Here is a 25,506-nt window from a genome sequence, read left to right as displayed (position 1 = left end):
AAGCTGTCGCTCCCGGCCTGCGCCGGAAGAGCGGCCTTAGATAGTCGTCAAACCACCCGCTCGGCGAGCAGTTCGAACTGGTTCTGCACCACGGCATCGTCCTGATCGGTCAGGCTGGTGGGATATTCACCGGTGAAGCAGGCGTCGCAATATTGCGGCCGGATGTCCGCGCGCTTCGCTTCGCCCAACGCCTTGTACAGACCATCTATCGAGATGAAGGACAGGCTGTCCGCATGGATGAAATCCTGCATTCCGCCCACATCCAGCCGGTGCGCCAGCAATTTGCTCCGCTCCGGCGTATCGACGCCGTAGAAGCAGCTATGCTTGGTCGGTGGGCTGGCGATCCGCATATGGACCTCTGCCGCGCCCGCTTCGCGCATCATCTGCACGATCTTCAGTGACGTGGTGCCGCGCACGATCGAATCGTCGACCAGCACGATCCGCTTGCCCTGGATGAGCGCTCGGTTGGCGTTGTGTTTCAGCTTCACGCCCAGATGGCGGACCTTGTCGCCCGGCTGGATGAAGGTGCGACCGATATAGTGGGAGCGGATGATGCCCAGTTCGAATGGGATGCCCGATTGCTGGGCATAACCAATCGCTGCGGGAACGCCGCTATCAGGCACGGGAATGACATAATCCGCCTCGACCGGATTTTCGATTGCCAGTTGCGCGCCAATCGCCTTGCGGACCGAATAGACGCTGGAGCCATCGACGATCGAATCAGGGCGGCTGAAATAGACATGCTCAAAGATGCAGGGACGCGGATGCACTTCGCCAAAGGGGCGATGGCTGCGGACTTCGCCCTCATGGGTGACGATCACCAGTTCGCCCGGATCGATCGAGCGGACATATTCGGCACCCACGACGTCCAGCGCGACGGTTTCCGAAGCGAAAATCGTCGAATCGCCGAGCTTGCCCATGACCAGCGGACGAATGCCCAGCGGGTCGCGGCAGGCGATCATGCCCTCAGGCGTCATCACGATCAGGGAATAGGCACCTTCGACCTGCTTCAGCGCGTCGATGAACTTGTCGAGAAGAGTGCGATAGTTGGACGTCGCCACCAGATGGATGATGACTTCGGTGTCCGACGTAGACTGAAAGATCGACCCGCGGCGAATCAGTTCGCGGCGCAGCTTCATCGCATTGGAGATGTTGCCGTTGTGCGCGATCGCGAAACCGCCCGAATTCAGTTCGGCATAAAGCGGCTGCACGTTGCGCAGCGAGGTTTCTCCCGTCGTCGAATAACGCACATGGCCACAGGCGGTGTGACCCGGCAGCCCGCGAATCACTTCGTCGCGGTCGAAATTGCCCGCCACATGGCCCATTGCCCGGTGGGTATGGAAATCATGGCCGTCCCAGCTGGTGATACCGGCAGCTTCCTGCCCCCGATGCTGGAGCGCGTGCAGGCCAAGCGCGACAATCGCCGATGCGGTTTCCGCACTGGAGATGCCAAAAACGCCGCATTCTTCACGCAACTTGTCGTCGTCAAAAGGGTTCGTGCTGAGCATGAGCTTGAACGGGTCCACTGCCGATCCTGCGCGCCATCAATGACGCTGATGGCGCGCATATAGTGTCTTCAAGTCGGTTTGTCGCCCTCCTGTAACAAAAAAGGCCTTCTCAGGTTGCAAATGGGTGGAAAGCACCGCCTCATCGTGGTCGCAATGGGTTGAAAGCCCTACTGGTCTTGCCGCCCGCACGCCGCTAAAGACGCGGACATAATGCACCGCTTCGCCAATCCCACACGCTTTCTCAAGATCGCCCGGCCGTTGACCGGCTGGCTGTTCTGGTCTGGCTTCATCCTGCTACTGGCAGGCTGTGTCTGTGGCCTTTTGCTGACACCCGCCGACTATCTTCAGGGGGAAACGGTCCGCATTCTCTATATTCATGTGCCCGCCGCCTGGCTGGGCATGGCTGGCTGGTCGGGGATCGCTATCGCAGGGCTGATGCAACTGGTGTGGCGTCATCCGCTGGCCAGCATAGCGGGCCGCGCCATCGCCGCGCCGGGTGCGCTGTTCACCGCCATCTGCCTTGTCACCGGCTCGATATGGGGGCGCCCGACCTGGGGAACATGGTGGGAATGGGACGGACGTATGACCTCCATGCTGGTCCTCCTGTTCCTCTACCTGGGGTATATCGCGCTGGCGCAGGCTAGCGCACGGGATGGGCAGGGTGGCGTCAGCCCTGTAACCGCGATCTTCGGGCTGGTCGGGGCGGTCAATATTCCGATCATCAACCGCTCGGTTGTCTGGTGGAACAGCCTGCATCAAGGGCCTAGCATCACCATGCGCGGTTCCAGCATCGACGGGTCGCTTCTCTGGCCGCTCGGGTTGACGCTGCTGGGTTTCACGCTGCTTTTTGCTGCCATCGTTCTCATGCGGATGCGCGCGATTCTGGCGACGAACAAGATCGAGGCGCGGCTTCAGCGTCTGGCCCGGGGCTGATCGTCATGCACAATCAATGGATATTCGTCATCGCCGCCTATGCGCTTACCCTGTTGGGGACGGCGGGAGTCAGCATTGCCAGCTATCGCGCCATGCGCCGCGCGGAGCGGCAGGCGGAAGAGGTGTCCGCGCGATGAAGGCCCCATCATGAAAGCGAAGAATCAAAGGCTCATTCTGGCGCTGGTCGCGCTGATCGCGTTGATCGGCGCGGGGCTGCTCGCGGCCTCCGCGCTCAAGGATGAGGCCGCTTATTTCTACACTCCCGGCGATGCGAAGACCAAAGGGGTGGAGCCGGGCAAAGCCATCCGCCTGGGCGGCATGGTGGTGAAGAACAGCCTCAAGCGCGCAACCGATGGCGTCACCATCCACTTCGACGTGACCGATGGCAAAGCGACCGTGCCCGCGACGTTCAGCGGTATCGCACCCGATCTGTTCAAGGAAGGATCGGGCGTCGTCGCAGAGGGCGCGTTCGATGCGCGCGGGACGTTTGTCGCCACCAACCTGCTCGCCAAGCATGACGAACGCTATATGCCCCGGGAGCTGGAGGGGATGCAGTATAATGAGACGAGCCACGAGCTGAAGACGGTGGGGAAATGATTGCCGAAGCTGGACTAGCCGCGTTGTGGTTCGCTGCCGCGCTGGCGCTCCTGCAACTGGCGCTCACGGCCTTTGGATTGGCAGGGGGCAAGTCCGACCTGCTGGGCGCCGTGCGGCCTGTCGCGGTGGCACAGGGCGTGCTGACAGCTATTGCCTTCATCGCCCTGATCGCGCTGTTCCTGCGATCCGATATGTCGGTATTGCTGGTTTCGACCAACAGTCATTCGGCCAAGCCCTGGCTCTACAAATTCGCTGGAACCTGGGGCAATCATGAAGGGTCGATGCTGCTGTGGGTGACGGTGATGGGCCTTGCGGGCGCTGCCGTTGCGCTGTTCGAGCGGGCGCTTCGCCGTGACACGCATATGGCGACGCTGGGCGGACAGGCGGCCATCAGCCTTGGCTTCTATGCCTTCCTGCTCTTCGCCTCCAACCCCTTCGCGCGGGTCACGCCCGCGCCGCAGGACGGGCAGGGGCTTAATCCGCTGTTGCAGGACCCCGGCCTCGCCTTCCACCCGCCGACCCTCTACCTCGGCTATGTCGGCCTGTCGGTGGCGTTCTCCTTCGCAATCGGCGCGCTGCTGACCCGCAATGTCGATGCATCCTTTGCCCGCGCCATGCGCCCGTGGGTGCTGGCGGCCTGGGTGTTGCTGACGCTTGGCATAACCGCGGGCAGCTATTGGGCCTATTATGAGCTGGGCTGGGGCGGTTGGTGGTTCTGGGACCCGGTCGAAAATGCCTCGCTGATGCCGTGGCTCGCCGCGACTGCGTTGCTGCACAGCGTCACTGTACTTGCGACCCGCGATTCGCTGCGGGCCTGGACGGTGATGCTGGCCGTGGTCGCCTTTTCCATGTCGATGGTCGGCACATTCCTGGTGCGGTCGGGCATCCTGACCAGCGTTCATGCCTTTGCCGTCGATCCGTCGCGCGGCACCTTCATTCTTGTGCTGCTGGCTTTCTATATTGGCGGCGCGCTGGCGCTGTTCGGCTGGCGCGTGGGCGCGGTGCGGGAGGGCGCGCAGTTCCAGATGGTCAGCCGGGAAACGATGCTGGTCATCAACAACCTGCTGCTGACCGTCATTCTGGGGGTCGTTCTGATCGGCACACTTTATCCGCTGATGACCGAAGCGTTCGGGCACAAGGTATCCGTTGGGCCGCCCTATTTCGATCGGGTGGCGGGACCAATCGCGCTGACCCTCATGCTGGCGATGGCCGTCGGGCCGCTGATGCGCTGGCGGCGGGATCAGGCAGGCGTCGTCGCCCGCCGTATTGCCGTACCCGCTGCGATCGGGCTGGTTGCACTGGTGACGTTGGCCTTGACCGTCGGCCGAACCATCGGCGTGTTGCCGTTTGCGGGCCTTGTCATCGCGGCGGGGGTGGGGGTCGCCAGCCTTGCGCCATTATGGAAACGGAACCTCTTGCGCACGCCGCTTTTCACCTGGGGTATGGTGATCGCCCATCTGGGCTGTGCCGTCAGTGTGGCTGGCATGGCGGCCGATTCAGCCTTTACGCAAGAAAAGCTGGTGGCCGCACGTCCGGGTGACCGGATCGATGCGGCTGGCTGGACCATCGTTTTCGACCGTATCTTGCCGATCGCCGGGGATAACTGGACCGCGCTTCAGGCGGACATGACGGTCAGCCGGGGCGGTGGCACGCCGGTCGCCATCCATCCGCAATCGCGCTTCTTCACCACCCCGCCGACCACCACGACGGAGGCGGCGTTGCTTACCCGCTGGAACGGTCAGCTTTATATTGTTCTGGGGCAGGAGGCCGATCAGGGGCGCTGGCAATTGCGTATCTGGTGGAAACCATTCGTGACGTTCATCTGGCTGGGCGGCGCCCTGATCGCGTTGGGTGGCGTGCTGGCGCTCATCGGGCGTGAGCGGCGCGGCTGGCAGCATAAATGGCGCGGCCGGAGGGTTGAAGCATGAAGCGCCTGATGATCTGGCTCCCGCTCGCGCTGTTTCTGGGGGCGCTTGTCCTTTTTGCGGGTCGCTTGATGCAGCCTGACGATCATCTGGTCGTCTCGAAACTGGTCGGGAAGCCACTCCCCGTCTTCACCCTGCCGCCTGCGGCCAGCGATCGCGCCGGCCTGACCAGCGCGCAGTTGGCGACGGGCAAGCCGCGCCTGCTTAACATTTTCGCGAGTTGGTGCGTCCCCTGCGCTGCCGAAGCGCCACAATTGATGGCGCTCAAGCAGGCGGGCGTGGAGATCGACGCCATCGCCATCCGCGACGCGCGGCCCGATGTTGACGCTTTCCTCAGCCGTTGGGGCAACCCCTATACGCGGATCGGCCTGGATGCCCGCTCCGGTGTCCAGATCGCGCTGGGTTCTTCGGGCGTGCCCGAAACCTTCGTGATCGACGGGCAGGGGCACATCGCCCACCAGCATATCGGCGACATTCGCGAGGATGATGTTCCTAAATTGCTGGCCCTGCTGGAACGGGCGAAATGATGCGTATCCTTGCTTTTCTGGCGCTGCTGCTGGCGGTTCCCGTTCATGCCCAGACCGCGCTGCCGCCTGCGCTCTATGCAGACCGCCAGATTGCGGACCCCGCGTTGGAGAAGAAGGCGAGCGAGTTGATGGCCACCATCCGCTGCCTCACCTGCCAGAGCCAGTCCATCGCCGACAGCAATGCCAGCATGGCGGGTGATATGCGATCGGAAATCCGCCAGCGGATCATGGCCGGTGAAAGTCCCGAGCATATTCGCGGCTGGCTGATCGAACGCTATGGCGACTGGGTAAGCTATCAGCCGACCGCAGCGCCGATCCTCTGGCCGCTCTGGGCTGCGCCCTTGTTGCTACTGGCACTCGGCGCCTTCCTGATGCGCGGGCGCCTCAAGCGTGGGGAGAAACGCTGATGGGCTGGGTCATTGTCATCACTCTCGCGCTACTCCTGCTGGCCGCCATGCTGCTGATCGGTCGGCTGCCGCGCACCGCATGGGAGATGACAGCCGCGGCACTCCTGCTCGGCCTTGCTGGTTATGCGTGGCAGGGCAATCCAGCCTTGCGTGGATCGCCTCGCGTGGCGGAGAAGGCTGTCGTTCCGTTCGACGAAGATATGGCCAAGCAGCGCCGCGGCCTTGCCGATCGCTATGGCCCGGCGGCCCAATGGCTGGTGATGTCGGACGGCTATGGTCGCCGGGGCCAGACGAAGGAAGCGGCCAACGTCCTCCTGTCCGGCCTCAAACAGACGCCGGGCGACGCCAATCTGTGGCTGGGCATCGGCAACGCGCTCGTCGCACATGGCGGCGGGATGCTTTCGCCGGGCGCCGACTATGCCTATCGTCAGGCCGCACGGCTGGCCCCGGAGGCGCCTGCACCCCGCTATTTCTATGGATTGGCGCTGGCGCAGGCCGGGCAATTGCAGGCGGCGCGCGATCAATGGGCGCCGCTGGCTGCCAGCGCACCCGACGATAGCGAGATCAAGGGCCAGTTGGAGGCCAATATCGCCCGTATCGACGCGATGCTGTCGGGGCGCGGCCCCGTGCTGCAATGACGCACCGCAATATCATCAGGCCGAACGCCTGAGTCGCGCGATTGCGCGGTCCATCCACCCATGATAGGGCGCGGCGGTTTGCAGGGTCGATCAAATATAGGGGGTCGGCTATCCTTCATGGGTGTTTGCGCCATCATGACCTTCCGGTATTTCCAGCATGACTGACCATGTGGTCGGAGGCACGCCGTCTGCCGATGGCGATGAGGAAGGTCACGGCCACGGTCGGCAGAAGGCGACGGCCAAGCTGGTCGTTGGCGCCGTCGGCATCGTCTTTGGCGATATCGGCACCAGCCCGCTCTATGCCTTTAGGGAAACCTTCGCCGGGCATCATCATCTCGACCTCGATCCCGCCCATATCATGGGTGTCATCAGTCTGATGTTCTGGTCGATGATGCTGGTCGTGACGCTGAAATATGTCACCATCATCATGCGCGCGGACAATAAGGGAGAGGGCGGCAGCCTGGCCCTGCTGGCACTGATAAACGGTACGACGAAGACGCCGCGCTGGTCGTCGGGCATCATTCTGCTGGGCGTATTTGCAACCGCGCTCTTCTATGGCGACTCGATGATTACCCCGGCCGTGTCGGTGCTGTCGGCGGTTGAGGGGCTTGCGGTCTATAATGAAGATTTGGCACCCATCATCCTGCCGGCTGCCGTCATCATTCTGCTGGGCCTTTTCTGGATACAGGGGCTGGGGACCAACAAGGTCGCTACGCTCTTTGGCCCGATCATGCTGCTCTATTTCATCACGATCGCGGCGCTGGGTGTTATCAGCATCGCCCAGACGCCTGGCATTTTGGTGGCGCTGAACCCTTATTGGGCGGCGATGTTCTTCCTGTCCGATCCGCTGCCCGCCTTCCTGGCGCTTGGCTCGGTCGTGCTGGCGGTGACGGGTGCAGAGGCGCTCTATGCCGACATGGGACATTTCGGCCGCAGCCCGATCCGCGTATCGTGGCTGGCCTTCGTGCTCCCGGCGCTGATGATGAACTATATGGGGCAGGGCGCGCTACTGTTTCGGGAAGGCGCGGCCGCGCTGCACAGCCCCTTCTACAACCTGGCTCCACAATGGGCGCAACTGCCGCTGATCGGACTGGCGACGCTGGCCGCGATCATTGCGTCGCAGGCGGTGATCTCCGGTGCTTTCTCCGTCACGCAGCAGGCGATCCAACTGGGCTTCATGCCGCGCCTGCGGATCGAACATACCAGCGCCTCGACCGCCGGTCAGATCTACATTCCCCTCATCAACTGGGGGCTGATGATCATGGTCATCCTGCTGGTGCTTGTGTTCCAGACGTCGTCCAACCTGACCGCCGCTTACGGCATCGCGGTGACGGGTGCGATGTTCATCGACAATGTGCTGTTGACGGTCGTGATCTATCGTTTGTGGAACTGGCGCTGGTATTATGCCGTGCCGGTGCTCGCGGTATTCTACATCGTCGACGGTGCATATCTCGCCGCCAACCTGACCAAAGTGCCCGACGGCGGCTGGTTCCCGCTGCTGATTGGCTTCATCGTCTTCACCCTGCTCACCACCTGGTCGCGCGGGCGCAAGCTGATGCAGGACCGGATGCGCGAATCGGCGATGCCCATCCCCGTCTTCGTCGCCTCTGCTGCCAACAGCGCAGTGCGCGTGCCGGGCACGGCGGTCTTCATGACCTCCAGCCCGGATGGAGTGCCCCATGCGCTGCTGCACAACCTCAAGCACAACAAGGTGCTGCACGAGCGCGTGATCCTGCTGACGGTCAAGATCAAGGATGTGCCCGTGGTCGAGGATGATGGCCGTTGTCGGCTGGAGGATCTGGGCAAGGGCTTCTTCCGCCTCGTCCTGCAATATGGCTTTATGCAGGAACCGGATGTGCCCGCCGCGCTCAAGAATGTGACGGGCTGCGGCCATGGCTTCAAGATGATGGACACCAGTTTCTTCCTGGCGCGCCAGACATTGTTACCTTCGGCAAACCCCGGAATGCCGCTATGGCGTGAGAAGATTTTCGCCTGGATGCTGCGGAACGCGGAAAGCGCGATGGAGTTTTTCCGCCTGCCAACCAACCGCGTGGTGGAATTGGGCAGTCAGGTCGAGATTTAACCGACTAATGAAAAGGGCGCGGCATCGCTGCCGCACCCATCTTGCTTTCAAAACGATGGCTTCACGCCGCGTCGCGATCGTCCTTGGCGTTGATGCCTACCACCTGACCGCCGTTGATGGCGATCTTTTTGGGCTTCATCGCCTCGGGCACCTCGCGCAGCAAGTCGATGGTCAGCAGGCCATCGGCGAGATCCGCCTTTTCGACGCGCACGAAGTCCGCGAGTTCGAACCGGCGCTCAAAACTGCGATTGGCGATGCCGACATGCAGAAATTTGGCGCGATCATTGGCGCCCACCTCATCCTTGCGGCCCGTCACCTGAAGCAGGTTCTGCTGCGCGGTGATGTCGATCTCGTCAGTGCGGAAGCCCGCGATGGCCAACGTTACCCGATAACGGTCCTCGGACAGGCGTTCGATATTGAAGGGGGGATAGTTGTCGGCCTGCTGCAACCGGGCGTTATTCTCGATCAGGTCGAACAAACGATCGAAGCCCACGGTCGAGCGGCGATAGGGGGTAAGGTCAAAACCACGCATTGTCATAATCTCCAAAAGAGCAAAATGAACAGCCGGACCCATCATGGCATCCGGCGATACTCGTGTCCGACCCCATCTGGCGGCCGAACGCTCTTGATATGGATGGAGATTATGGAGTTTCAAGATTGTAGAGTTGCGGACTGTAACGAAAAGTACCCGAACCGCGTATGATTGCGATCCGGGTACTAATGGACGATTGCTCGTCTCCCCCTTGGTCCTGCCTCAACCATTTCTCAGCCCCCTAAGCTCGAAACGGGAAGCAGTATCCCTGAACCACGGCCTTTACCTGTGCTTCGACACTTTCGATATGCTCAGGGCGGGGCGGTGTCACGGCCAGAATTGCCCCGCCGTGATTTTGCGGTTGTCCCTGTGTCATCGCTGCAACAATTCAGCATTGTCCGCACACCCTTGCCGTTCAGCTTTGCCCTGCTAGAGCAGCCATGCAGGGACAAGTGAAAGGCCCGATCCAGCCCCATGATTCTCAATCGATACGAACGCATGATCGCCAAGCGATACCTGCTACCCGGCAAGGGAGAGGGCTTCATTTTCCTGGTGGCGGGCATCAGCCTGGCCGCCGTGATGCTGGGCGTCGCCGCCCTCATCATCGTCATGAGCGTGATGAACGGCTTTCGCGCCGAACTGTTCGACAAGATTGTGGGCCTTAACGGTCATGCAGTGGTCCAGGGCTATGGCGGGCGCCTGCCCGACTGGCGCGACGTTCTGAAGGAGGCCAAGGCAACTCCCGGCGTCACCAGCGCCACCCCGCTGATCGAGCAGCCGTTGCTGGGCAATTACAAAGGTCGGGTTGAGGCGGTACTGGTGCGCGGCATGACCGTGCCCGACATCCGCGCCAACCCCACGCTGCAGGGCAAGGTAGTTGCGGGCAAGCTGAATGACCTGACCGCCAACAGTGGCAAGATCGCGATTGGCGTCCGGCTGGCGGAAAATCTGGGCATCCAGGTGGGAGACAGCCTGTCCATCATCAACCCCGCCGGGCGCGCCACCCCCTTCGGCACAGTGCCGCGAGAGGTCAGCTATCAGGTGGCGGCGATATTCGAGGTCGGCGTCTATGACTATGACAAAGCCTTTGTCGTTATGCCGATGGAAGACGCGCAGACGCTGCTTCTGCTCGGCGATATCGTCGGCATGATCGAGGTGGAGACGGTAAATGCCGACAAGGTAGGCGAAATTCTTCAGCCTTTGGCCGCCAGGGTCGCGGGCCGTGCCGTGGTGCAGGACTGGCGGCAGATGAATGCATCGCTGTTCGAGGCGCTGGCCGTGGAGAGGGTGGCGATGTTCGTCGTCCTGTCGATCATCGTCCTTGTCGCCGTGTTCAACATCCTCTCCTCTCTCATCATGCTGGTCCGCGCCAAGACCCGCGACATCGCCATATTGCGGACGATGGGTGCCTCGCGCGGCGGGCTGGTCAAGATCTTCATGACAGTCGGTGTCACCATCGGCACGCTGGGCATGGTTGCGGGGCTGGCGCTGGGCTTCACCTTTCTGTTCTTCCGTCAGGGGATCGTGAATGCGATCCAGTTCGTGACGGGGCAGAATTTGTGGGATCCCTCGATCCGCTTCCTGACCGAATTGCCATCAAAGGCCGATCCGGTGGAAATCACCACCATCTGCCTGATGGCGTTAGTCTTCAGCTTCCTCGCCACCCTCTATCCGGCCTTCAAGGCCGCCAATACCGATCCGGTTCAGGTGCTGCGCTATGAATGATATCCTGCAAGTAAAGGGCCTGACCCGCAGCTTCACCCAGGGCGGTGTCACCATTGACGTATTGTGTGGCGTGGACCTGACCGTGGGGCAGGGCGAGATCGTCGCATTGCTCGGCCCGTCCGGCTCGGGTAAATCGACCCTGCTTCAGGCAGTCGGCTTGCTGGAGGGCGGCTTTGACGGCTCGATCAGGATCGAGGGGGAGGAGGCCGCGCGCCTCGACAATGATGGTCGCACGCGCCTGCGCCGCGATTCACTGGGCTTTGTCTATCAGTTCCACCATCTGTTGCCGGATTTTAACGCGACTGAGAATGTCGTGCTGCCGCAGGTGATCCGCGACGTAACGATGGACCAAGCGGTTGCCCGCGCCCAATCCCTGCTGTCGTCCCTTGGTCTTGGCCACCGCCTCGACCACCGCCCCAGCCAGCTATCGGGCGGCGAGCAGCAGCGGGTCGCCGTCGCCCGCGCGCTGGCCAATCGCCCAGCCCTGGTGCTGGCCGATGAACCCACGGGCAATCTGGACGAGCGCACCGCCGACGTCGTTCTGGCCGAGTTCCTTCGCCTCGTGCGCGAAGAAGGCTCGGCCGCACTGGTCGCCACCCATAATGAACGGCTCGCCCAGAAGATGGACCGGGTGGTCCGCCTGCACGAAGGCGTGTTGGCCTAGCGAAGCGATTTCAAGTCAGTTGAGTTCAACTGACTTGAAATCGCGAAAACACATTAATTTTTCGCCAGCGCGGCCAGCTTGTCCGGGCCGATCGCGTTCACCGCAGCCTTGAGTTCGTCAACCTTGGCGACCTTCCCACTCGCTTCGATCATGAAACGATTGGCGAGCGTCGTCATATACTTGCCCTCGCGGCTTTCCTTGTCCCATTGTTCGCTGACGATACGCCCATCGACGGTCTGGGTCCGCTCATAGCCAGTCGCGGTTTCCTTGTTCGACTGGACATTGAGCGCTGCGCCCAGCCCGGCGAAAGCGCCCGCAATGGCCATGTCTGTCACTTCGACCCGCAGATTGTCATCTCCAGCTTCGTAGCGGGCGCTCGCATGGGCGCCCGCCGCCATGCTGCTGCTCTCAACCTCGGTCCGCGCGAAACGGCCGATGTTGGCGGGGAGCAGCGCCTGAAGGGTCGCGGCGGGAATGGCGGTTGACTCTCCCGACTTGGTCGCATTTTCCATCTTCTTGGCGGCGACTTCCATTTGCGCGCTGGCGGCGCTCAACTTGCCAAGATCGACCTTGCCCATGCCGGGCACCGTCATTTCCCCCTCGATCTTGTCTTCATAGCCGCTGCCCAGATTGACGAACGACGCTGTGATCGCGCCGATGACTGCACCGACTAGCAGAAAAAGCACGATGCTCGCGACGATGGTGGAGATCAGATAGGGCATGACCTTCTGCTCCGGCGTCTTCATCAGCACCGGCAGACCCGTGTACAGCAGAAAGAAGCTGTAGAGGCTGACGATCGCCAGAAAACCTAGCGACGGGATCAGGAAAAATATGCCCGCCAGCCAGGCTGCGGTCGAGGAATAGATGACCAGCTTGAAGGCGTTGGCCTTGTTCGCGACGCTGTTGAAAGTCGGCGCCAGCGCATTGACGATCAGCGCCAGGATGAAAATCCCAACCAACGACAGGCCATAGCTGATGATCGCCTGGATCAGAGCGCCAACGAGTGAGGGGCGATAGGTGACGCCCAGCGCACCAAAGCCGAACAGTTGCCCGCCTATCAACTGGCAGACCGGCCCGATTGCCGCCAAAATCATGGCATAGCCGGTGAACAGTTCCTTGGTGGTGCGCGGCTCGGCCTCCACGACTGGCCACTCTTCCTTGGGGCGGATGATGATTGCCTTGGCGCGGTGGGTCAGCGTGCGCTCGCTCGAAATCGGATCTCCCGGTGTCATTCCAGTCCTCCCTGTCAGTCCCCTTGGACGACCCTTCATGCCACGCCAGGTCTAGCGAATCCATCGGCCGAGTGAGGGGAGCCGATTGCGTCATAAAAATGCCGCCAACACCCTTCCCAGAATCGGTCCCGCCGGGCTATCCTGCCCTCATGCCTCATGCTTCGTTCGTCCCGCTTCGCGTCTTTTCCTGTTATACGATGCTGGACGGAGCGATCGAGCCGAAGGCGATCGCCAAACAGGCGAAGGCGCTGGGCTTTCCCGCCGCCGCGCTGACCGACCGTAACGGCCTTTACGCGTCGATGGCCTTTTCCGATGCCTGCAAGGGGGAGGGGGTCCAGCCGATTGTCGGCGCCATGCTGGGCGTTTTGCGGCCCGACCGCCCCGCCAATGCGCCGCCCGTCCATGACTGGATCGCTCTCTATGCGCAGGATATGCGTGGCTATGACAATCTCTGCGCGCTGGTATCGACGGCGCATCTCGACCGGCCGATCGAACAGCAAGCCCATGTCGACATGGACTGGCTCGTCGGACGCACCGATGGCCTGATCGCGCTCACCGCAGGCGGGGAGGGCGCGCTTGCCCGCCTTTATGGGGAGGATCAGCCCGATGCCGCTCTGGCCTATGCCGACCGGCTACAGGCGCTGTTCCCTGATCGCCTCTATGTCGAAATTTGCCGCCGCCTCGATCCGATCGAGGGCAAGGCGGAGCCGCATCTGCTCGACCTTGCTTATGCCCGTAACCTGCCAATCGTTGCGACCAACCCCACCTGCTTCACCGAACCGCATTTCCATGAGGCGCATGATGTGATGCTCTGCATCGCCGACAGCGCTTATGTCGAAACCGCCGATCGCCGAACCAGTTCGCCCGATGCGTGGATGAAGCCAGCGGCGGAAATGAAGCGTCTGTTCGACGATCTGCCCGAGGCGCTGGCGAACACGCTGGTCGTCGCCCAGCGCTGCGCCGTCGCCGCGCCCAAGCGTAAGCCGATCCTCCCCAGCCTCGCCGGTGATATCGAGGGTGAAGCGCGGATGCTGCGCGATCAAGCGAGCGCCGGGCTGGACGCGCGGCTCGAAAAAATGGGGGTGACTGACGAGGCGGCGCGCGCGCCCTATCTGGAACGGCTGAAGTTCGAGACGGACATCATCATCCAGATGGGCTTTCCCGGTTACTTCCTGATCGTGGCCGACTTCATCAAATGGGCGAAGGACCACGACATTCCCGTGGGGCCGGGCCGTGGATCGGGCGCAGGCTCGGTTGTCGCCTGGGCGCTGACAATCACCGATCTCGATCCTTTGCAACTGGGACTGCTGTTCGAACGCTTTCTGAACCCGGAACGCGTGTCGATGCCCGACTTCGACATCGACTTCTGCGAAACCCGGCGTGGCGAAGTGATCCGCTACGTCCAGCAGAAATATGGGTCGGACCATGTGGCACAGATCATCACCTTCGGTAAGCTGAAGGCCCGCGCCGTGCTCAAGGACACCGGACGCGTGCTCCAGATGAGCTATGGGCAGGTCGATCGGCTTGCCAAGCTGATCCCCAACCACCCGACCGATCCCTGGACGCTGGACCGGTCGCTGAACGGCGTTGCGGAGTTTCGCGCCGAATATGACAATGACGCGCAGGTCCGCCGCCTGATCGACTATGCGATGAAACTGGAGGGGTTGCCGCGCCACAGTTCCACCCACGCGGCGGGTGTGGTCATCGGCGACCGTCCGCTCTCGCAACTGGTGCCGCTCTATCGCGATCCGCGTTCTGACATGCCCGTTACGCAGTTCGACATGAAATATGTCGAGGGCGCGGGTCTGGTGAAGTTCGACTTTCTGGGCCTCAAAACCCTGTCGGTGCTACAAAAGGCCGTGCAATTGCTGGCCGCGCGCGGTGTCACGGTCGAGCTTGACACGCTGACATGGGACGACACTGGCGTCTATGACTTGCTCCAGCGCGGCGATACGGTCGGCGTCTTCCAGTTGGAATCCGAAGGGATGCGGAAGACGCTGGCCGCCGTGCGTCCGACCAATTTCGGCGACATCATCGCGCTGGTCTCGCTCTATCGTCCTGGCCCGATGGACAATATTCCGATGTTTGGCCGTCGCAAGAACGGTCAGGAAGAGATTGAATATCCACATATTCTTCTGAAACCGATCCTTGAAGAAACCTATGGTATCTTCGTCTATCAGGAACAGGTGATGCAGGCTGCGCAGATCCTCGCGGGCTACAGCCTTGGCGATGCCGACCTTCTGCGCCGCGCCATGGGCAAGAAGATCAAGGCGGAGATGGACGCCCAGCGCCAGCGCTTCGTCACCGGCTGCGCCGCCAGTAACATTCCAAAGGCCAAGGCGAACGAATTGTTCGACTTGATTGACAAGTTTGCGGGCTATGGTTTCAACAAGAGCCATGCTGCGGCCTACGCATTGCTCGCTTACCAGACCGCGTGGCTCAAGGCCCATTATCCAGCAGAATTTTACGCCGCATCAATGGCTTATGACATTCACCTCACAGATAAGCTCACCGTGTTTGTGGATGATATGCGCCGCATGGGCCTGCAATGTCTGGCGCCGGACATCAACCGCAGCGAGGCGGACTTTTCCGTCGAGCCGGTAGAAACCGACTCCGAAGACCCACGCCTGGGCTTTGCCGTGCGTTACGCGCTTGGTGGCCTCAAGGGCGTGGGCGAAAAGGCGATGGAACTGCTGGTCGCGGAACGGGACGGGAGCGGGCCGTTCCAATCGCTCGACGATTTCGCCGACCGTATCGAACCGCGCATGCTCAACCGTCGGCAGCTTGAAAGCCTCGCTGCCGCTGGGGGCTTCGATGGCATCAACCCTGACCGCGCGGGCGTCCATGCCGCCGCCGAAACCATCCTCAGCGTCGCGTCCAGTGCCGCCGAAGCGCGGGAAAGCGGGCAGGGCGGGCTGTTTGGAGAGGTCGAGACGACCCACGCCGATGTCCGCATCCCGCCGCATCAGGCTTGGTCCACTTCCGACCGCATGGCGCAGGAAAAGGACGCGTTCGGTTTCTATTTCTCCGCCCATCCGGTCGATCGCTATCGCCATATCGCTGATGCCAAGGGCGCGAAAAGCTATGGCGCCATCTGCGCGCAGCCCATGGGTGTTCCCAATGCGGATGGGCGCGTCATGGGCGTCATGGCCGCGATGGTGGAGGATGTGCGCTGGCGCGATACACGACGCGGTGGCCGCTATGTCGCGGCGACCTTCTCCGACAGCAGCGGCCAGTTTCAGGCCAGTTGCTTCGAAGAAGAAGCATGCAAGATGATCGACGCCATGGCGAGCGAGGGGGGGTGCGCGTTGCTGTCCGTCGAACTGGATCGCCAGCCGGGTGAGGAAACGCCGCGCGTCACCATTCGCGGCGTCCAGCCCTTCCGCCAACTCGCCAATGCCTCACGCATGGAACTGGTGATCGACGTCATGGAGGTCAGTGCAATCCGCCCACTCGCCGACCTGCTTTCACAGAGCCGCGGCGGTCGCAGCGAGGCTTTCCTACGCGCCTGCGCGCCCGATGGTAAGGCTGTGCGGATTTTCCTGGGCGATGACTTCACGATCGACGCGGATCAGGTGGAGGCCATCGCGACCATGAATCACGTCGCCATCCACTATTTCGAACCAATCCCCCCGCAGCAGGATGGGTACAGGGCACGAACCCGGCGTGGGGGGATGCGCTTGGTGGCCGGATAGTCCTTCTTCTGGCGGCTAACGACCAAGTGTGGAGTTCATGGTCGGTCAGCCGAGCCCAATAACAATTTAATCTAATCGACATTCCAGTTTAGCTCGTTCTGGGGTCAAATGTAACGACCGCTTGTCACCCATAACGAACGTCCCGTAACAACAAGCCCACCGCTACAATCCTGCCACCAGCCCGTCGATCGCGCCCTGTAAAATATAGCTCGCCGCCAGCTTGTCCACCAGCACGTCGCGCCGCGCGCGGCTTGCATCCGCCTCCAGCAGCGTCCGTGTCACCGCCTGCGTCGACCACCGTTCGTCCCACAACAGGATCGGCAGGCCAAGGTCCGCCAGATTGCGCGCAAAGGCCCGTGAGGACTGGCTGCGTGGGGACTCGCTACCGTCCAGATTGAAGGGCAGGCCGACGACGATCCCCTTCACAAATTGTTCGGCGATGAAGGCTGCCAATATCGCCTTGTCCTTGGTGAACTTGCCGCGATTGATCGTGTGCGCGGGGCTGGCGATCGACCAGCCCGCATCGCACAGGGCAAGGCCAATGGTCTTGGTCCCCACGTCCAGCCCGATCAGCCGCCCCCCTTCGGGCAGCACCGCGCGAAAGGCGACCCGGTCGGCCGTTACGAGGGACTTGTCCTGCGGGATCACGACTTCAGAAATACGCCAAGCCTTTCCTTCGCATCCGTCCGCACATTCCCCCAGAACAGGCTGTAATCATAGACATGATAGTTGTTGCCCGGCAGCGTATACGGGCCCATGTCGACGGGTTCGCCGATCATCAGCACGCCGCTGGTGTCGCATCGCGCGGGTACGATGCCTTCGACCAAAGTTGTCGGCTTGGTTTCGTCCTTGCTGTTCAACGTGCCGCGATTGGCGCTCGCCGGTGCCGCGCCGTTGAAGGTGCCGGTAATCGGGTTGGTGCAAAGCATATGCGTGCCCTTGCGCGGTTTGCCGGCAAGGCCCGCCCCTTTCTCGAACGTCTCCACCACCGGGGACGGATCGGCAGGCTCTGCATAGCTTTGCCAGCCGACGATACAATGTGCCTGCTTTGGCCCAGCGCAGGCGGGCAGGCCCAGCGCGGGCAGATCCGCCTCGACCGAGATCGGCCAGCCCACGGCATAGACCGCCGCGATTCTGTCGGCCAGCGGCATGCCCGCGATCCGTTCACGCAACAGGCGCAGCAGATGCGCCGTCCCCTGGCTATGCCCGGCGAGCAGGATAGGCCCGGTCGGATTGGCTTTCAGGAACGCATCGAAGGCCTGGGTGACGTCGCGATAGGCGATATCCAAGGCCTTGGCCTTTTCCGGCTTGTCGGTCAGGAAGACGCCATAATTGGCCTGGCGATAGCGGGGCGCCCAGATCGGCCCGACGCCGTTAAATGCACTCGCCTGCGCGCGCACCAGTCGCTGCGCGGTGGTCAGCGCTTCCTTGTCACCCAGCGCCATGTTCCAGTGCGCGTCGCCAAATGTGGTGATGTAGGAGGTGGGGTGGATGAAGAAGACCGGTGCTTGGACCGGGGCGGGCGCATCCTTGAATCCGGCGGGCTGCCAAAGCGCGGGATTGTCTTTCACGATGTCGGGCCGCGCGATCCACATCTTGGGGTCGGCATAGGCGTTGGCGGGCAGCGGCGGCACTTGCACAAAGGCTTCGCGCGGGACCATCACCAGCCGGATGAGCTGCATCCCCCAGATGCGATAGGCCAGCAATGCCGCGATCACCAACACGATCAATCCGGCAATCAGATACAGGAACTTGCGAGCCAAGGCGCTCTCCGTCAGTGGCATGGGTTCGCGCACACCCCTGCGCGCTCGTGCAGATGTCTGACCCAAGCGGCAAAGGGTTGCAAGTGTCGCGTGATCTATGCCTCTTCAGGCAGCAAAGCGCTTGAAGCGGCGATGTGCCAATGCTAGCGGCATGCGCCATGTCGATAGACCTTCAAACCGTAAAGAAGATCGCCAGCCTCTCGCGGATTTCCGTGACTGAGGATGAGGCGCAGGCGATGGTGCCGGAACTCAACAACATCCTTGGCTGGGTGGAGCAATTGGGCGAGGTGGATGTGACCGGCGTAGAGCCGATGACCGCCGTCATCCCCAACCATCTGCGCCTGCGCGACGATGTCGTCACCGACGGCAATATCCGCGACAGAGTGCTGGCCAATGCCCCGCAAGCCGAACATGGCTTTTTCGCGGTGCCCAAGGTGATCGAATAATGACCGACCTGACCAACCTGACCGTCGCCGAAATCCGCGACGGCTTCCGCGCCGGCGACTTTTCCGCCCGCGAAGTGGCCGAGGGATTCAATGCCAATGTCGCCGCCGCAAAGGCGCTGAACGCCTTCATCGTCGAAACGCCTGAGAAGGCGCTCGAAGCTGCCGATGCCGCCGACGCGGATCGGGCTGCGGGCATGCTCAAGCCGCTGTCGGGCATTCCCATCGGCATGAAGGATCTCTTCTGCACCGAAGGCACCCAGACCACCGCCGCGTCGCACATGCTGGAAGGCTTTGTGCCGACCTATGAATCGACCGTATCGGGCAAGCTATGGGCTGCGGGCGCAGGAATGCTGGGTAAGCTGAACCTTGATCAGTTCGCCATGGGCTCGTCCAACGAAACCAGCTATTTCGGCAATGTCATCTCGCCCTGGAAACGGGGTGATGGCGACAATGCGGCGCTGGCGCCCGGCGGTTCGTCGGGCGGCAGTTCGTCGGCCATCTCCGCGCGGCTCTGCCCGGCGGCGACCGGCACGGATACCGGTGGTTCGATCCGCCAGCCCGCCAGCTTCGTTGGCATTTCCGGCATCAAGCCTACCTATGGCCGCTGCTCGCGCTGGGGCGTCGTCGCCTTCGCCTCGTCGCTCGATCAGGCTGGGCCGATGGCGCGCACGATCCGCGACAACGCCATCATGCTTGAAAATATGGCGGGCTTTGATCCGAAGGATGCAACTTCACTCGATCTCGCCGTGCCGCAGTGGGAAGCGGGCCTGTCCAGCAACCTTGCTGGCAAGACCATCGGCATTCCCAAGGAATATCGGGTCGACGGAATGCCCGCCGAGATTGAGGCGCTGTGGGAAAAGGGTATCGCCTTCCTGAAGGATGCTGGTGCTGATGTGGTCGAGGTTTCGCTGCCGCATACGAAGTACGCGCTGCCGACCTATTATATCATCGCCCCGGCCGAAGCCTCGTCCAACCTCGCCCGCTATGACGGCGTGCGCTACGGCCAGCGCGACCTGCCCGATGGCGCAGGCTTGCAGGATATGTATGCCGCCACCCGCGCCGCCGGTTTCGGACCAGAGGTAAAGCGCCGCATCATGATGGGCACCTATGTGCTGTCAGCGGGCTTCTACGACGCCTATTATACGCAGGCACAGAAGGTCCGCACGCTCATCTCCCGCGATTTCGACCGGGCATTCGAAAAGTGCGACCTGCTCCTCACCCCGACCGCGCCCTCCGCGGCGTTCGCTCTGGGCGAGAAGCAGGCCGATCCGCTGGCCATGTATCTGAACGATGTCTTCACCGTCCCCGCGTCGCTGGCAGGCCTGCCCGCCATGTCGGTGCCCGGCGGCCTTGACGCCCAGGGGCTGCCGCTGGGTCTTCAGATCATCGGCAAGGCGCTGGACGAGCAAAGCGTGCTGAACGCGGGCCTCGCCATCGAGGAACGCGCTGGGTTCACGGCGCGACCGGATAAGTGGTGGTGATGATGAACCTATCCACTGCTGGGGAGTGGATAGCTTGGGCAGGGATAGTTCTCCCGCTCGCCGCCTTGGCATGGTCGGCAGTGTTTTATACGCTGGCGCGTCGCCGGGAAGTTCAACACCAGGAATATCAGCGCTTCTTCCAGATCATGGATCATCTTGGTCTGTCGGGTGCCAGTATCGCCTCCAAAATGGCCGCAGCATATGAGCTTCGAAAATATCCAGAATATACGGATGTTATCGTGAACATCTGCGAAAAGGCGCAAATAGAAGGCGTTGCCGCAGATATGCTAAAAGAAGAAATGCTTGCAACAGCCCAATATCTGAAAGCATTGAAATGACTGAATCAACCTATCGCATCCAGGGTGCCACCGGCGAGTGGGAGGTCGTGATCGGCCTGGAGGTCCACGCCCAGATCACCACCAATGCCAAGCTCTTTTCGGGCGCGGCCACGGCGTTCGGTGCAGAGCCGAACACGCAGGTCAGCCTGGTGGACGCGGCCATGCCCGGCATGTTGCCCGTGCCCAATCGGGAGTGCATCCGTCAGGCGGTTCGCACCGGCATGGCGATCGACGCGCAGATCAATCGCTGGTCGCGCTTCGACCGCAAAAACTACTTCTACGCCGATCTGCCGCAGGGCTATCAGATCAGCCAGCTTTATCACCCGCTGGTGGGCGAGGGGCAGATCGAGGTGACGCTGGACGAGAAGAACCCCGACAGTGCGACCAAGATCATCGGCGTTGAGCGTATCCATGTCGAGCAGGACGCGGGCAAGTTGATGCACGACCAGCATCCTACCCGCTCCTATGTCGATCTAAACCGCTCAGGCGTGGCGCTGATGGAAATCGTCAGCCGTCCCGACATGCGTTCTCCCGCAGAAGCAGGGGCTTATCTGCGCAAGTTGAGGGCGATCCTGCGCTATGTCGGTTCGTGCGACGGCAATATGGAGGAAGGCTCCATGCGCGCCGACGTTAACGTCTCGGTCCGCAAGCCTGGTGAAGAACTCGGCACCCGCACGGAGACCAAGAACGTCAACTCGGTCCGTTTCGTCATGGCGACGATCGAGCATGAGGCAAGCCGTCAGGTCGATGTGATCGAGGCCGGTGGCAGGATCGTGCAGGAAACCCGCCTCTACGACCCGGACAAGAATGAAACCCGCTCGATGCGGTCGAAGGAAGATGCGCACGATTATCGCTACTTCCCCGATCCCGATCTGCTGCCGTTGGAACTGGACGACGCCTTCCTTGCGGAATGCCGAACCTCGCTCCCCGAACTGCCCGATGCCAAGCGGCACCGCTACGAAACGGCGCTGGGCCTGTCGGCCTACAACGCCGCGGTCCTGACGGCAGAGGCAGAGACGGCTCGCTGGTTTGAAGCACTGCTATCCGAAAGCGCGCTGGCACAGAAGAAGAGTGAAGGCGAAGTAGCCAAGGCCGCCGCCAACTGGTTGCTGTCCGACCTCTATGGCGCGCTCAACCGGCTTGGCAAAAGCCTTGAGGAAAGCCCGGCAAGCCCTTCGCAGGCCGCCGAATTGCTGGCGCTGGTCGCGGATGGCACCCTCTCAGGCACGCTAGCCAAGCAGGTGTTCGAGATCATGCTGGAAACCGGCGATGCACCAAGCAAGATCGTCGAGGAAAAGGGCCTTAAGCAGACCAGCGACACCGGCGCGATCGAGGTGGTGGTCGCCAAGATCCTGGCCGATAATGGCGACAAGGTCGAACAATATCGCGGCGGCAAGGAGGCGCTGTTCGGCTTCTTCGTCGGTCAGACGATGAAGGCGATGGCTGGCAAGGCGAACCCCAAGGTCGTGAACGAACTGGTGAAGAAGGCGCTGGGCTGATCCTCGCCGAAGTTAGCTGATGATATAAGGAGGCGGTCTAACGGCCGCCTCTTTTCGTTTAGAGCGTCCAGCTCTCTCCATCATTTACTGCGGTATAGCCCGATCCAAAGGCCAAATTCGTCCTTTGGTGTGAGGCAGGGAAGTAAAACAAAAAAGGGCGCGACCGGGGGACGGTCGCGCCCTTTCCTGTTGGTGCCATGACGCCCTGGGGGGAGGGCTGTGGTCATGGCTGACTGGCGGGCCAGGGAGGGTCTTGGGATAGCCCGCCAATTCAGTGTTTAGACGTCACAGGATGAAGTTAACCGTCGCCCTAAATGCGATCGCCACATGATTTTGTTGTTCTTCCGCGCTGAATTCGCCGCCGACCCGGAAAGTGTCGGTGCCACCGATCAGGCGCGCACGGCCGGTCCAGCCATTGGTCCGTTCCTCGGCCACCAGCGTGAAGTCGTCGCCATCCTTGAAATGCGCGATAGTGTTGCCCAGCGACCCGCCGACGATCTGGCGACGCCCGCCCTCCAACTCCACACGGAACCAGCCATCCGCACGGTTGAGGCTGCCCATGTCATAGGCGGCGGTCAGCGTGCCGTTGGCGGTCAACTCGTCGCTGGTGCGCCCGTCCACGGTCAGGTTGAAGGCATCGCCGCCGCCCGTTTCGGCATAGCCGCTTTCCTTCAGGCGGTAATAGTCGATCCCGATTGCCGGACGCAGGCTGAACCGGCCAAAGCTCTTCTCATAGGATGCGCCAGCGGTGGCCGAATAGAGCTTGCCTGACCAGTCGCCTTCCGCCGTTCGTGTTGCGGCGCTGGTGATGAACCGTCGTGTGCCGCCAAAGTCGATCGTCGCTGCCGATACCCGTGCAAAACCCTGGAGCGGACCCCATTGGCCGCGCCAGTGGGCCGCCAGCTCGAACTGGTCGGAATCGACCGCGCTGTTGGACCCGCCGCTGGAGTCATTGCCGTGAATATAGGCGAGCGACGCTCCAAATGCGCCAATGTCGGTCAGATATTCGGCCCCGCCCGACGCGCCCCAGCCGGTGATGTCGTAGGAGGCGGTGCTTCCCACGCTCTTGGCGCTGCCAAAAGCGATCTGGTTGAGCCAGAAGCCGAGCCGGCCATCCTGCGTGCGAGCCATGCCGCCCGGATCGCTGAGGATGCGCGCGGTTGCCCGAGAACCGGACGTCACGGCCTCGAACGTGCCACCCGCATGATCCGGCAGCATCTGGCGCAGAGCGCTGTTCAATGTGGCGCCATCGGCAACCGACAGGAAAGTGTCGGCAATGGCGCTGTCATTGTCCAGCGCCGCGAAGATCGCGGGATAGGCTCGCGCGAGCGACCCGTTCAGGCCAAGGTCGGCGACGCTTTTTTCCGCAATCGATAATGTCACTTCGCCGGTCGATGCGTTGCTGGTGAGCGTACCCTTGAACATATAGGGCAATACCGCATTGCTCGACAGGTCGGGCGTGCCGCTCAGGGTGCCGGCCCGGACGATCACATAATCGCCTTCCGACCCGGACACCTGCGTCAGTGTCGCCTGAACCTTCGATCCGCTTGCAAAGCTGGCTGCACCCGCCACGTCATACAGGGTGTTCGTGCCCGTTGCGCCGTCGATATTGACGCCGATTGTCGACCCGGATGAAGCGGTCAGGGAGGACAATGCCAACGTCCCGCTGTTCGTTGCATTCAACGAACCGCCGTTCAGCACCAGCGCCATGCCGCCGCTGTTGGCTATAGACCCCGTCAGCGACGATGTGCCGCCCAGCGTCAGCGTGCCAGCGCCGCCGCCAAAATCGATGTTGCCCGTGATTTTCGCGCTGTCGGCCAGCGTCAGGTTGGAGTTGCCCGCGCCATAGTTGACGGCGCCGGTCAGGGCGGAAGTTCCCGACAGCGTGACGTTGTCATCGCCGCCGCCAAGGGCGACGTCGCCGATGATCGTGCCAGCCGATACGGCCAGTTGGTCATTGCCCGACCCAAGTCGAACGTCGCCGCTGATAGAGGGCGCGGCGGCGGTATCGGAGGCCAGAGCCTGTGTAATCGTCACGCCGCTGCTGTTGGCTGACAGGTCCAGCGCGACATTGGCGCCGGTCTTGCCGCCGCTCGCGGTGATCTTGCCGGTGTTGCTTACCGACGTGACGGTGCCCGACTGGTCGGCAATCGCGACGGCCGTGCCCTTCTCGCTGCTGAGCGCTGCGGCGCTGACTGTGCCGCTGATGGCGATGCTGTTCACATTCGCGCCGCTCTCGATCAGGAGGCCGCGTGCGACAGTCCCGTCCAGCGCGGAGCCGGCCCCACCTAGTGATCCGGAAACTGCGACCGCGCCGACATTGGCCCCGCTGCCGATCCGCACGGCGGTCGCATTGCTATCGAGCGAGGCAGCGGCAATGGCGCCGCGGACGTCCAGACCCTTGGCAATGGTCACGCCGCCGCCCAGTCCGCCGATCGACAGGCCAGTCGCGTTCACGCCCGCATAGACGCCGGAACCAACCATGCTGCCCCTGACGATTAGGCCATAGCCGGAGGTGTCCGCCGCAACAGCACCGATCGAAATGTCACGATCAGCCGCGCCGATTTCGACCGCAGGCGCGGCCCCATAGGAGGTAATGGACGATGTGCCTTCCGTCGCATCGGGCAGGCCGTCCTTGTCGACATCGGCATCGGTTTCGCTCAGCGTCGGCGGCGCATCAAAGATGATCCCGCCCGCGACATTGCCCGCGATCCGAACCGCCGGGCCGCCCTGTAGCAGGTCGTCGGCATCCAACTTGCTCACATCGGTCGGTGCGGTGGTGGAGCGATAGCCGGTGCTGACGATCGTTCCCTGAATCTTCAGCGCGCCGCCAATATCTCCCATCAGGGCTGCGCCAACGCTGTTTGCGCCGGCAACCGCCGTCGATCCGCGCAGTGTGACATCGCCCGTCACCGCATTAGCCAGAACGCCATAGCTGTTGTCGCCCACGACGCTGATGGTACCGCTGGTGCTGAGCGCACCGTTCAGGGGACCGTCCAGGCGAATCCCGGTCGACTGGTTGCCCTCGATCGTGATCGTGCCGCTGCTGGTCAGCGCGCCCGTATGCGCCGCGCCGGACTGCACCCAGATGCCGTTGCGGTTCGATCCCTTGGCGAACGGACCGTCTACATCGCCATCGCTGTCGGTGTCGGTCGCGGTATAATCCTCGTCCAGGGTGATGGTGCCGCTGTGGATGATGTCGCCGCTGGTGCCGGGCATGGCCAGGATGCCGGTCGCATTGTCGACGCCGGTCATCTTGATCGTGCCGGCGTTGCTGACCTTGTTGTTGCTGTTGATCGTGACGGCCGCGCCGCTGGTCAGGGTGATGGATCCTGCCGAACTGATGGTGATGTCGTCGGCGACCCCATTGGCCACGGTTGCGGTGGCGACCGGGGTCGTGGTTGCCGTGCTGATGGTGGTTTCGGCCGATGCTTCTCCCGCCGCCAACGCCACCAGAACGGAGGCCATGGCTGTGCAGGTCAGATAATGTCGCATGATGTCTCCTCTGCGGAC

The 25,506-nt window shown here is 62.3% G+C and carries 21 protein-coding genes; 15 read left to right on the top strand and 6 right to left on the bottom strand.

Annotated features, from left to right (window positions below; genetic code table 11):
* Window positions 1-47: 47 nt before the first annotated feature.
* Window positions 48-1,508, bottom strand: a complete 1,461-nt coding sequence (gene purF, locus WFR25_RS13760; protein ID WP_336971611.1) for an amidophosphoribosyltransferase — start codon at window positions 1,506-1,508, stop codon at window positions 48-50.
* A 210-nt stretch (window positions 1,509-1,718) separates the two neighbouring features.
* Between purF and ccmC the strand changes: the two genes are divergently transcribed.
* The 8 genes from ccmC to WFR25_RS13720 all read left to right on the top strand — a co-directional run bounded on the left by ccmC (window position 1,719) and on the right by WFR25_RS13720 (window position 8,618).
* The gene (gene ccmC, locus WFR25_RS13755) at window positions 1,719-2,441 is read left to right on the top strand and encodes a heme ABC transporter permease CcmC (RefSeq protein ID WP_336971610.1); all 723 of its coding nucleotides are present in this window, start codon (window positions 1,719-1,721) and stop codon (window positions 2,439-2,441) included.
* A gap of 5 nt (window positions 2,442-2,446) precedes the next feature.
* Complete coding sequence (locus WFR25_RS13750) at window positions 2,447-2,578, top strand: hypothetical protein (RefSeq protein ID WP_336971608.1); 132 nt, start codon at window positions 2,447-2,449, stop codon at window positions 2,576-2,578.
* Window positions 2,579-2,588: 10 nt separating this feature from the next.
* On the top strand, window positions 2,589-3,038 hold the full coding sequence (ccmE, locus tag WFR25_RS13745; RefSeq protein ID WP_336971607.1) for a cytochrome c maturation protein CcmE: 450 nt from the start codon (window positions 2,589-2,591) through the stop codon (window positions 3,036-3,038).
* Complete coding sequence (locus WFR25_RS13740; RefSeq protein WP_336971606.1) at window positions 3,035-4,966, top strand: heme lyase CcmF/NrfE family subunit; 1,932 nt, start codon at window positions 3,035-3,037, stop codon at window positions 4,964-4,966. Before ccmE ends, WFR25_RS13740 begins: the two co-directional genes overlap by 4 nt.
* Window positions 4,963-5,490, top strand: coding sequence for a DsbE family thiol:disulfide interchange protein (locus WFR25_RS13735; protein WP_336971605.1), 528 nt, complete (start codon window positions 4,963-4,965; stop codon window positions 5,488-5,490). The genes WFR25_RS13740 and WFR25_RS13735 overlap by 4 nt, the downstream gene beginning before the upstream one ends.
* On the top strand, window positions 5,487-5,897 hold the full coding sequence (locus WFR25_RS13730; protein WP_336971603.1) for a cytochrome c-type biogenesis protein: 411 nt from the start codon (window positions 5,487-5,489) through the stop codon (window positions 5,895-5,897). Before WFR25_RS13735 ends, WFR25_RS13730 begins: the two co-directional genes overlap by 4 nt.
* Window positions 5,894-6,535, top strand: a complete 642-nt coding sequence (locus WFR25_RS13725) for a tetratricopeptide repeat protein (RefSeq protein ID WP_336974898.1) — start codon at window positions 5,894-5,896, stop codon at window positions 6,533-6,535. The genes WFR25_RS13730 and WFR25_RS13725 overlap by 4 nt, the downstream gene beginning before the upstream one ends.
* A gap of 157 nt (window positions 6,536-6,692) precedes the next feature.
* Window positions 6,693-8,618: a potassium transporter Kup gene (locus tag WFR25_RS13720; protein ID WP_336971601.1), complete on the top strand. Its 1,926-nt coding sequence runs from the start codon at window positions 6,693-6,695 to the stop codon at window positions 8,616-8,618.
* Window positions 8,619-8,679: 61 nt separating this feature from the next.
* Here WFR25_RS13720 and WFR25_RS13715 read toward each other — a convergent pair whose 3' ends face one another.
* Window positions 8,680-9,150, bottom strand: a complete 471-nt coding sequence (locus WFR25_RS13715; RefSeq protein WP_336971599.1) for an Hsp20 family protein — start codon at window positions 9,148-9,150, stop codon at window positions 8,680-8,682.
* Between the two features lie 474 nt (window positions 9,151-9,624).
* Between WFR25_RS13715 and WFR25_RS13710 the strand changes: the two genes are divergently transcribed.
* Together WFR25_RS13710 and WFR25_RS13705 are read left to right on the top strand one after the other, a co-directional pair.
* Window positions 9,625-10,875, top strand: coding sequence for a lipoprotein-releasing ABC transporter permease subunit (locus tag WFR25_RS13710; RefSeq protein ID WP_336971598.1), 1,251 nt, complete (start codon window positions 9,625-9,627; stop codon window positions 10,873-10,875).
* Complete coding sequence (locus WFR25_RS13705) at window positions 10,868-11,539, top strand: ABC transporter ATP-binding protein (RefSeq protein WP_336971596.1); 672 nt, start codon at window positions 10,868-10,870, stop codon at window positions 11,537-11,539. Before WFR25_RS13710 ends, WFR25_RS13705 begins: the two co-directional genes overlap by 8 nt.
* 53 nt (window positions 11,540-11,592) lie before the next feature.
* On the opposite strand, the gene WFR25_RS13700 is transcribed toward WFR25_RS13705, so the two are convergent.
* A complete protein-coding gene (locus tag WFR25_RS13700; protein WP_336971594.1) occupies window positions 11,593-12,771 on the bottom strand; it encodes a Yip1 family protein in 1,179 nt (392 codons plus the stop codon).
* Between the two features lie 149 nt (window positions 12,772-12,920).
* Between WFR25_RS13700 and dnaE the strand changes: the two genes are divergently transcribed.
* On the top strand, window positions 12,921-16,466 hold the full coding sequence (gene dnaE / locus WFR25_RS13695) for a DNA polymerase III subunit alpha (protein WP_336971592.1): 3,546 nt from the start codon (window positions 12,921-12,923) through the stop codon (window positions 16,464-16,466).
* Window positions 16,467-16,628: 162 nt separating this feature from the next.
* On the opposite strand, the gene ruvX is transcribed toward dnaE, so the two are convergent.
* Window positions 16,629-17,111 (bottom strand): Holliday junction resolvase RuvX, encoded by a 483-nt coding sequence (gene ruvX / locus WFR25_RS13690; protein WP_336974897.1) that lies wholly within the window; start codon window positions 17,109-17,111, stop codon window positions 16,629-16,631.
* Window positions 17,111-18,229 carry a DUF3089 domain-containing protein gene (locus WFR25_RS13685; RefSeq protein WP_336971589.1) on the bottom strand — a complete coding sequence of 373 codons (1,119 nt, stop codon included), beginning with the start codon at window positions 18,227-18,229 and terminating at the stop codon, window positions 17,111-17,113. Before WFR25_RS13685 ends, ruvX begins: the two co-directional genes overlap by 1 nt.
* A gap of 158 nt (window positions 18,230-18,387) precedes the next feature.
* On the opposite strand from WFR25_RS13685, the gene gatC reads away from it, so the two are divergent.
* The 4 genes from gatC to gatB are packed head-to-tail and all read left to right on the top strand — an operon-like array spanning window position 18,388 to window position 21,993.
* On the top strand, window positions 18,388-18,675 hold the full coding sequence (gatC, locus tag WFR25_RS13680) for an Asp-tRNA(Asn)/Glu-tRNA(Gln) amidotransferase subunit GatC (RefSeq protein ID WP_336971587.1): 288 nt from the start codon (window positions 18,388-18,390) through the stop codon (window positions 18,673-18,675).
* Window positions 18,675-20,156 carry an Asp-tRNA(Asn)/Glu-tRNA(Gln) amidotransferase subunit GatA gene (gatA, locus tag WFR25_RS13675; protein WP_336971585.1) on the top strand — a complete coding sequence of 494 codons (1,482 nt, stop codon included), beginning with the start codon at window positions 18,675-18,677 and terminating at the stop codon, window positions 20,154-20,156. Before gatC ends, gatA begins: the two co-directional genes overlap by 1 nt.
* Window positions 20,156-20,494, top strand: coding sequence for a hypothetical protein (locus WFR25_RS13670; RefSeq protein ID WP_336971584.1), 339 nt, complete (start codon window positions 20,156-20,158; stop codon window positions 20,492-20,494). Before gatA ends, WFR25_RS13670 begins: the two co-directional genes overlap by 1 nt.
* Window positions 20,491-21,993, top strand: coding sequence for an Asp-tRNA(Asn)/Glu-tRNA(Gln) amidotransferase subunit GatB (gene gatB, locus WFR25_RS13665; RefSeq protein ID WP_336971583.1), 1,503 nt, complete (start codon window positions 20,491-20,493; stop codon window positions 21,991-21,993). Before WFR25_RS13670 ends, gatB begins: the two co-directional genes overlap by 4 nt.
* Window positions 21,994-22,278: 285 nt before the next feature.
* On the opposite strand, the gene WFR25_RS13660 is transcribed toward gatB, so the two are convergent.
* Window positions 22,279-25,488, bottom strand: a complete 3,210-nt coding sequence (locus tag WFR25_RS13660; protein WP_336971582.1) for an autotransporter outer membrane beta-barrel domain-containing protein — start codon at window positions 25,486-25,488, stop codon at window positions 22,279-22,281.
* Window positions 25,489-25,506: the final 18 nt, after the last annotated feature.

It is taken from the genome of Sphingobium aromaticiconvertens, from assembly GCF_037154075.1.
Classification (GTDB): domain Bacteria; phylum Pseudomonadota; class Alphaproteobacteria; order Sphingomonadales; family Sphingomonadaceae; genus Sphingobium; species Sphingobium aromaticiconvertens.
Note: the sequence above shows the minus strand (reverse complement) of the source record. Positions and strands in the feature narration are given on the sequence as shown.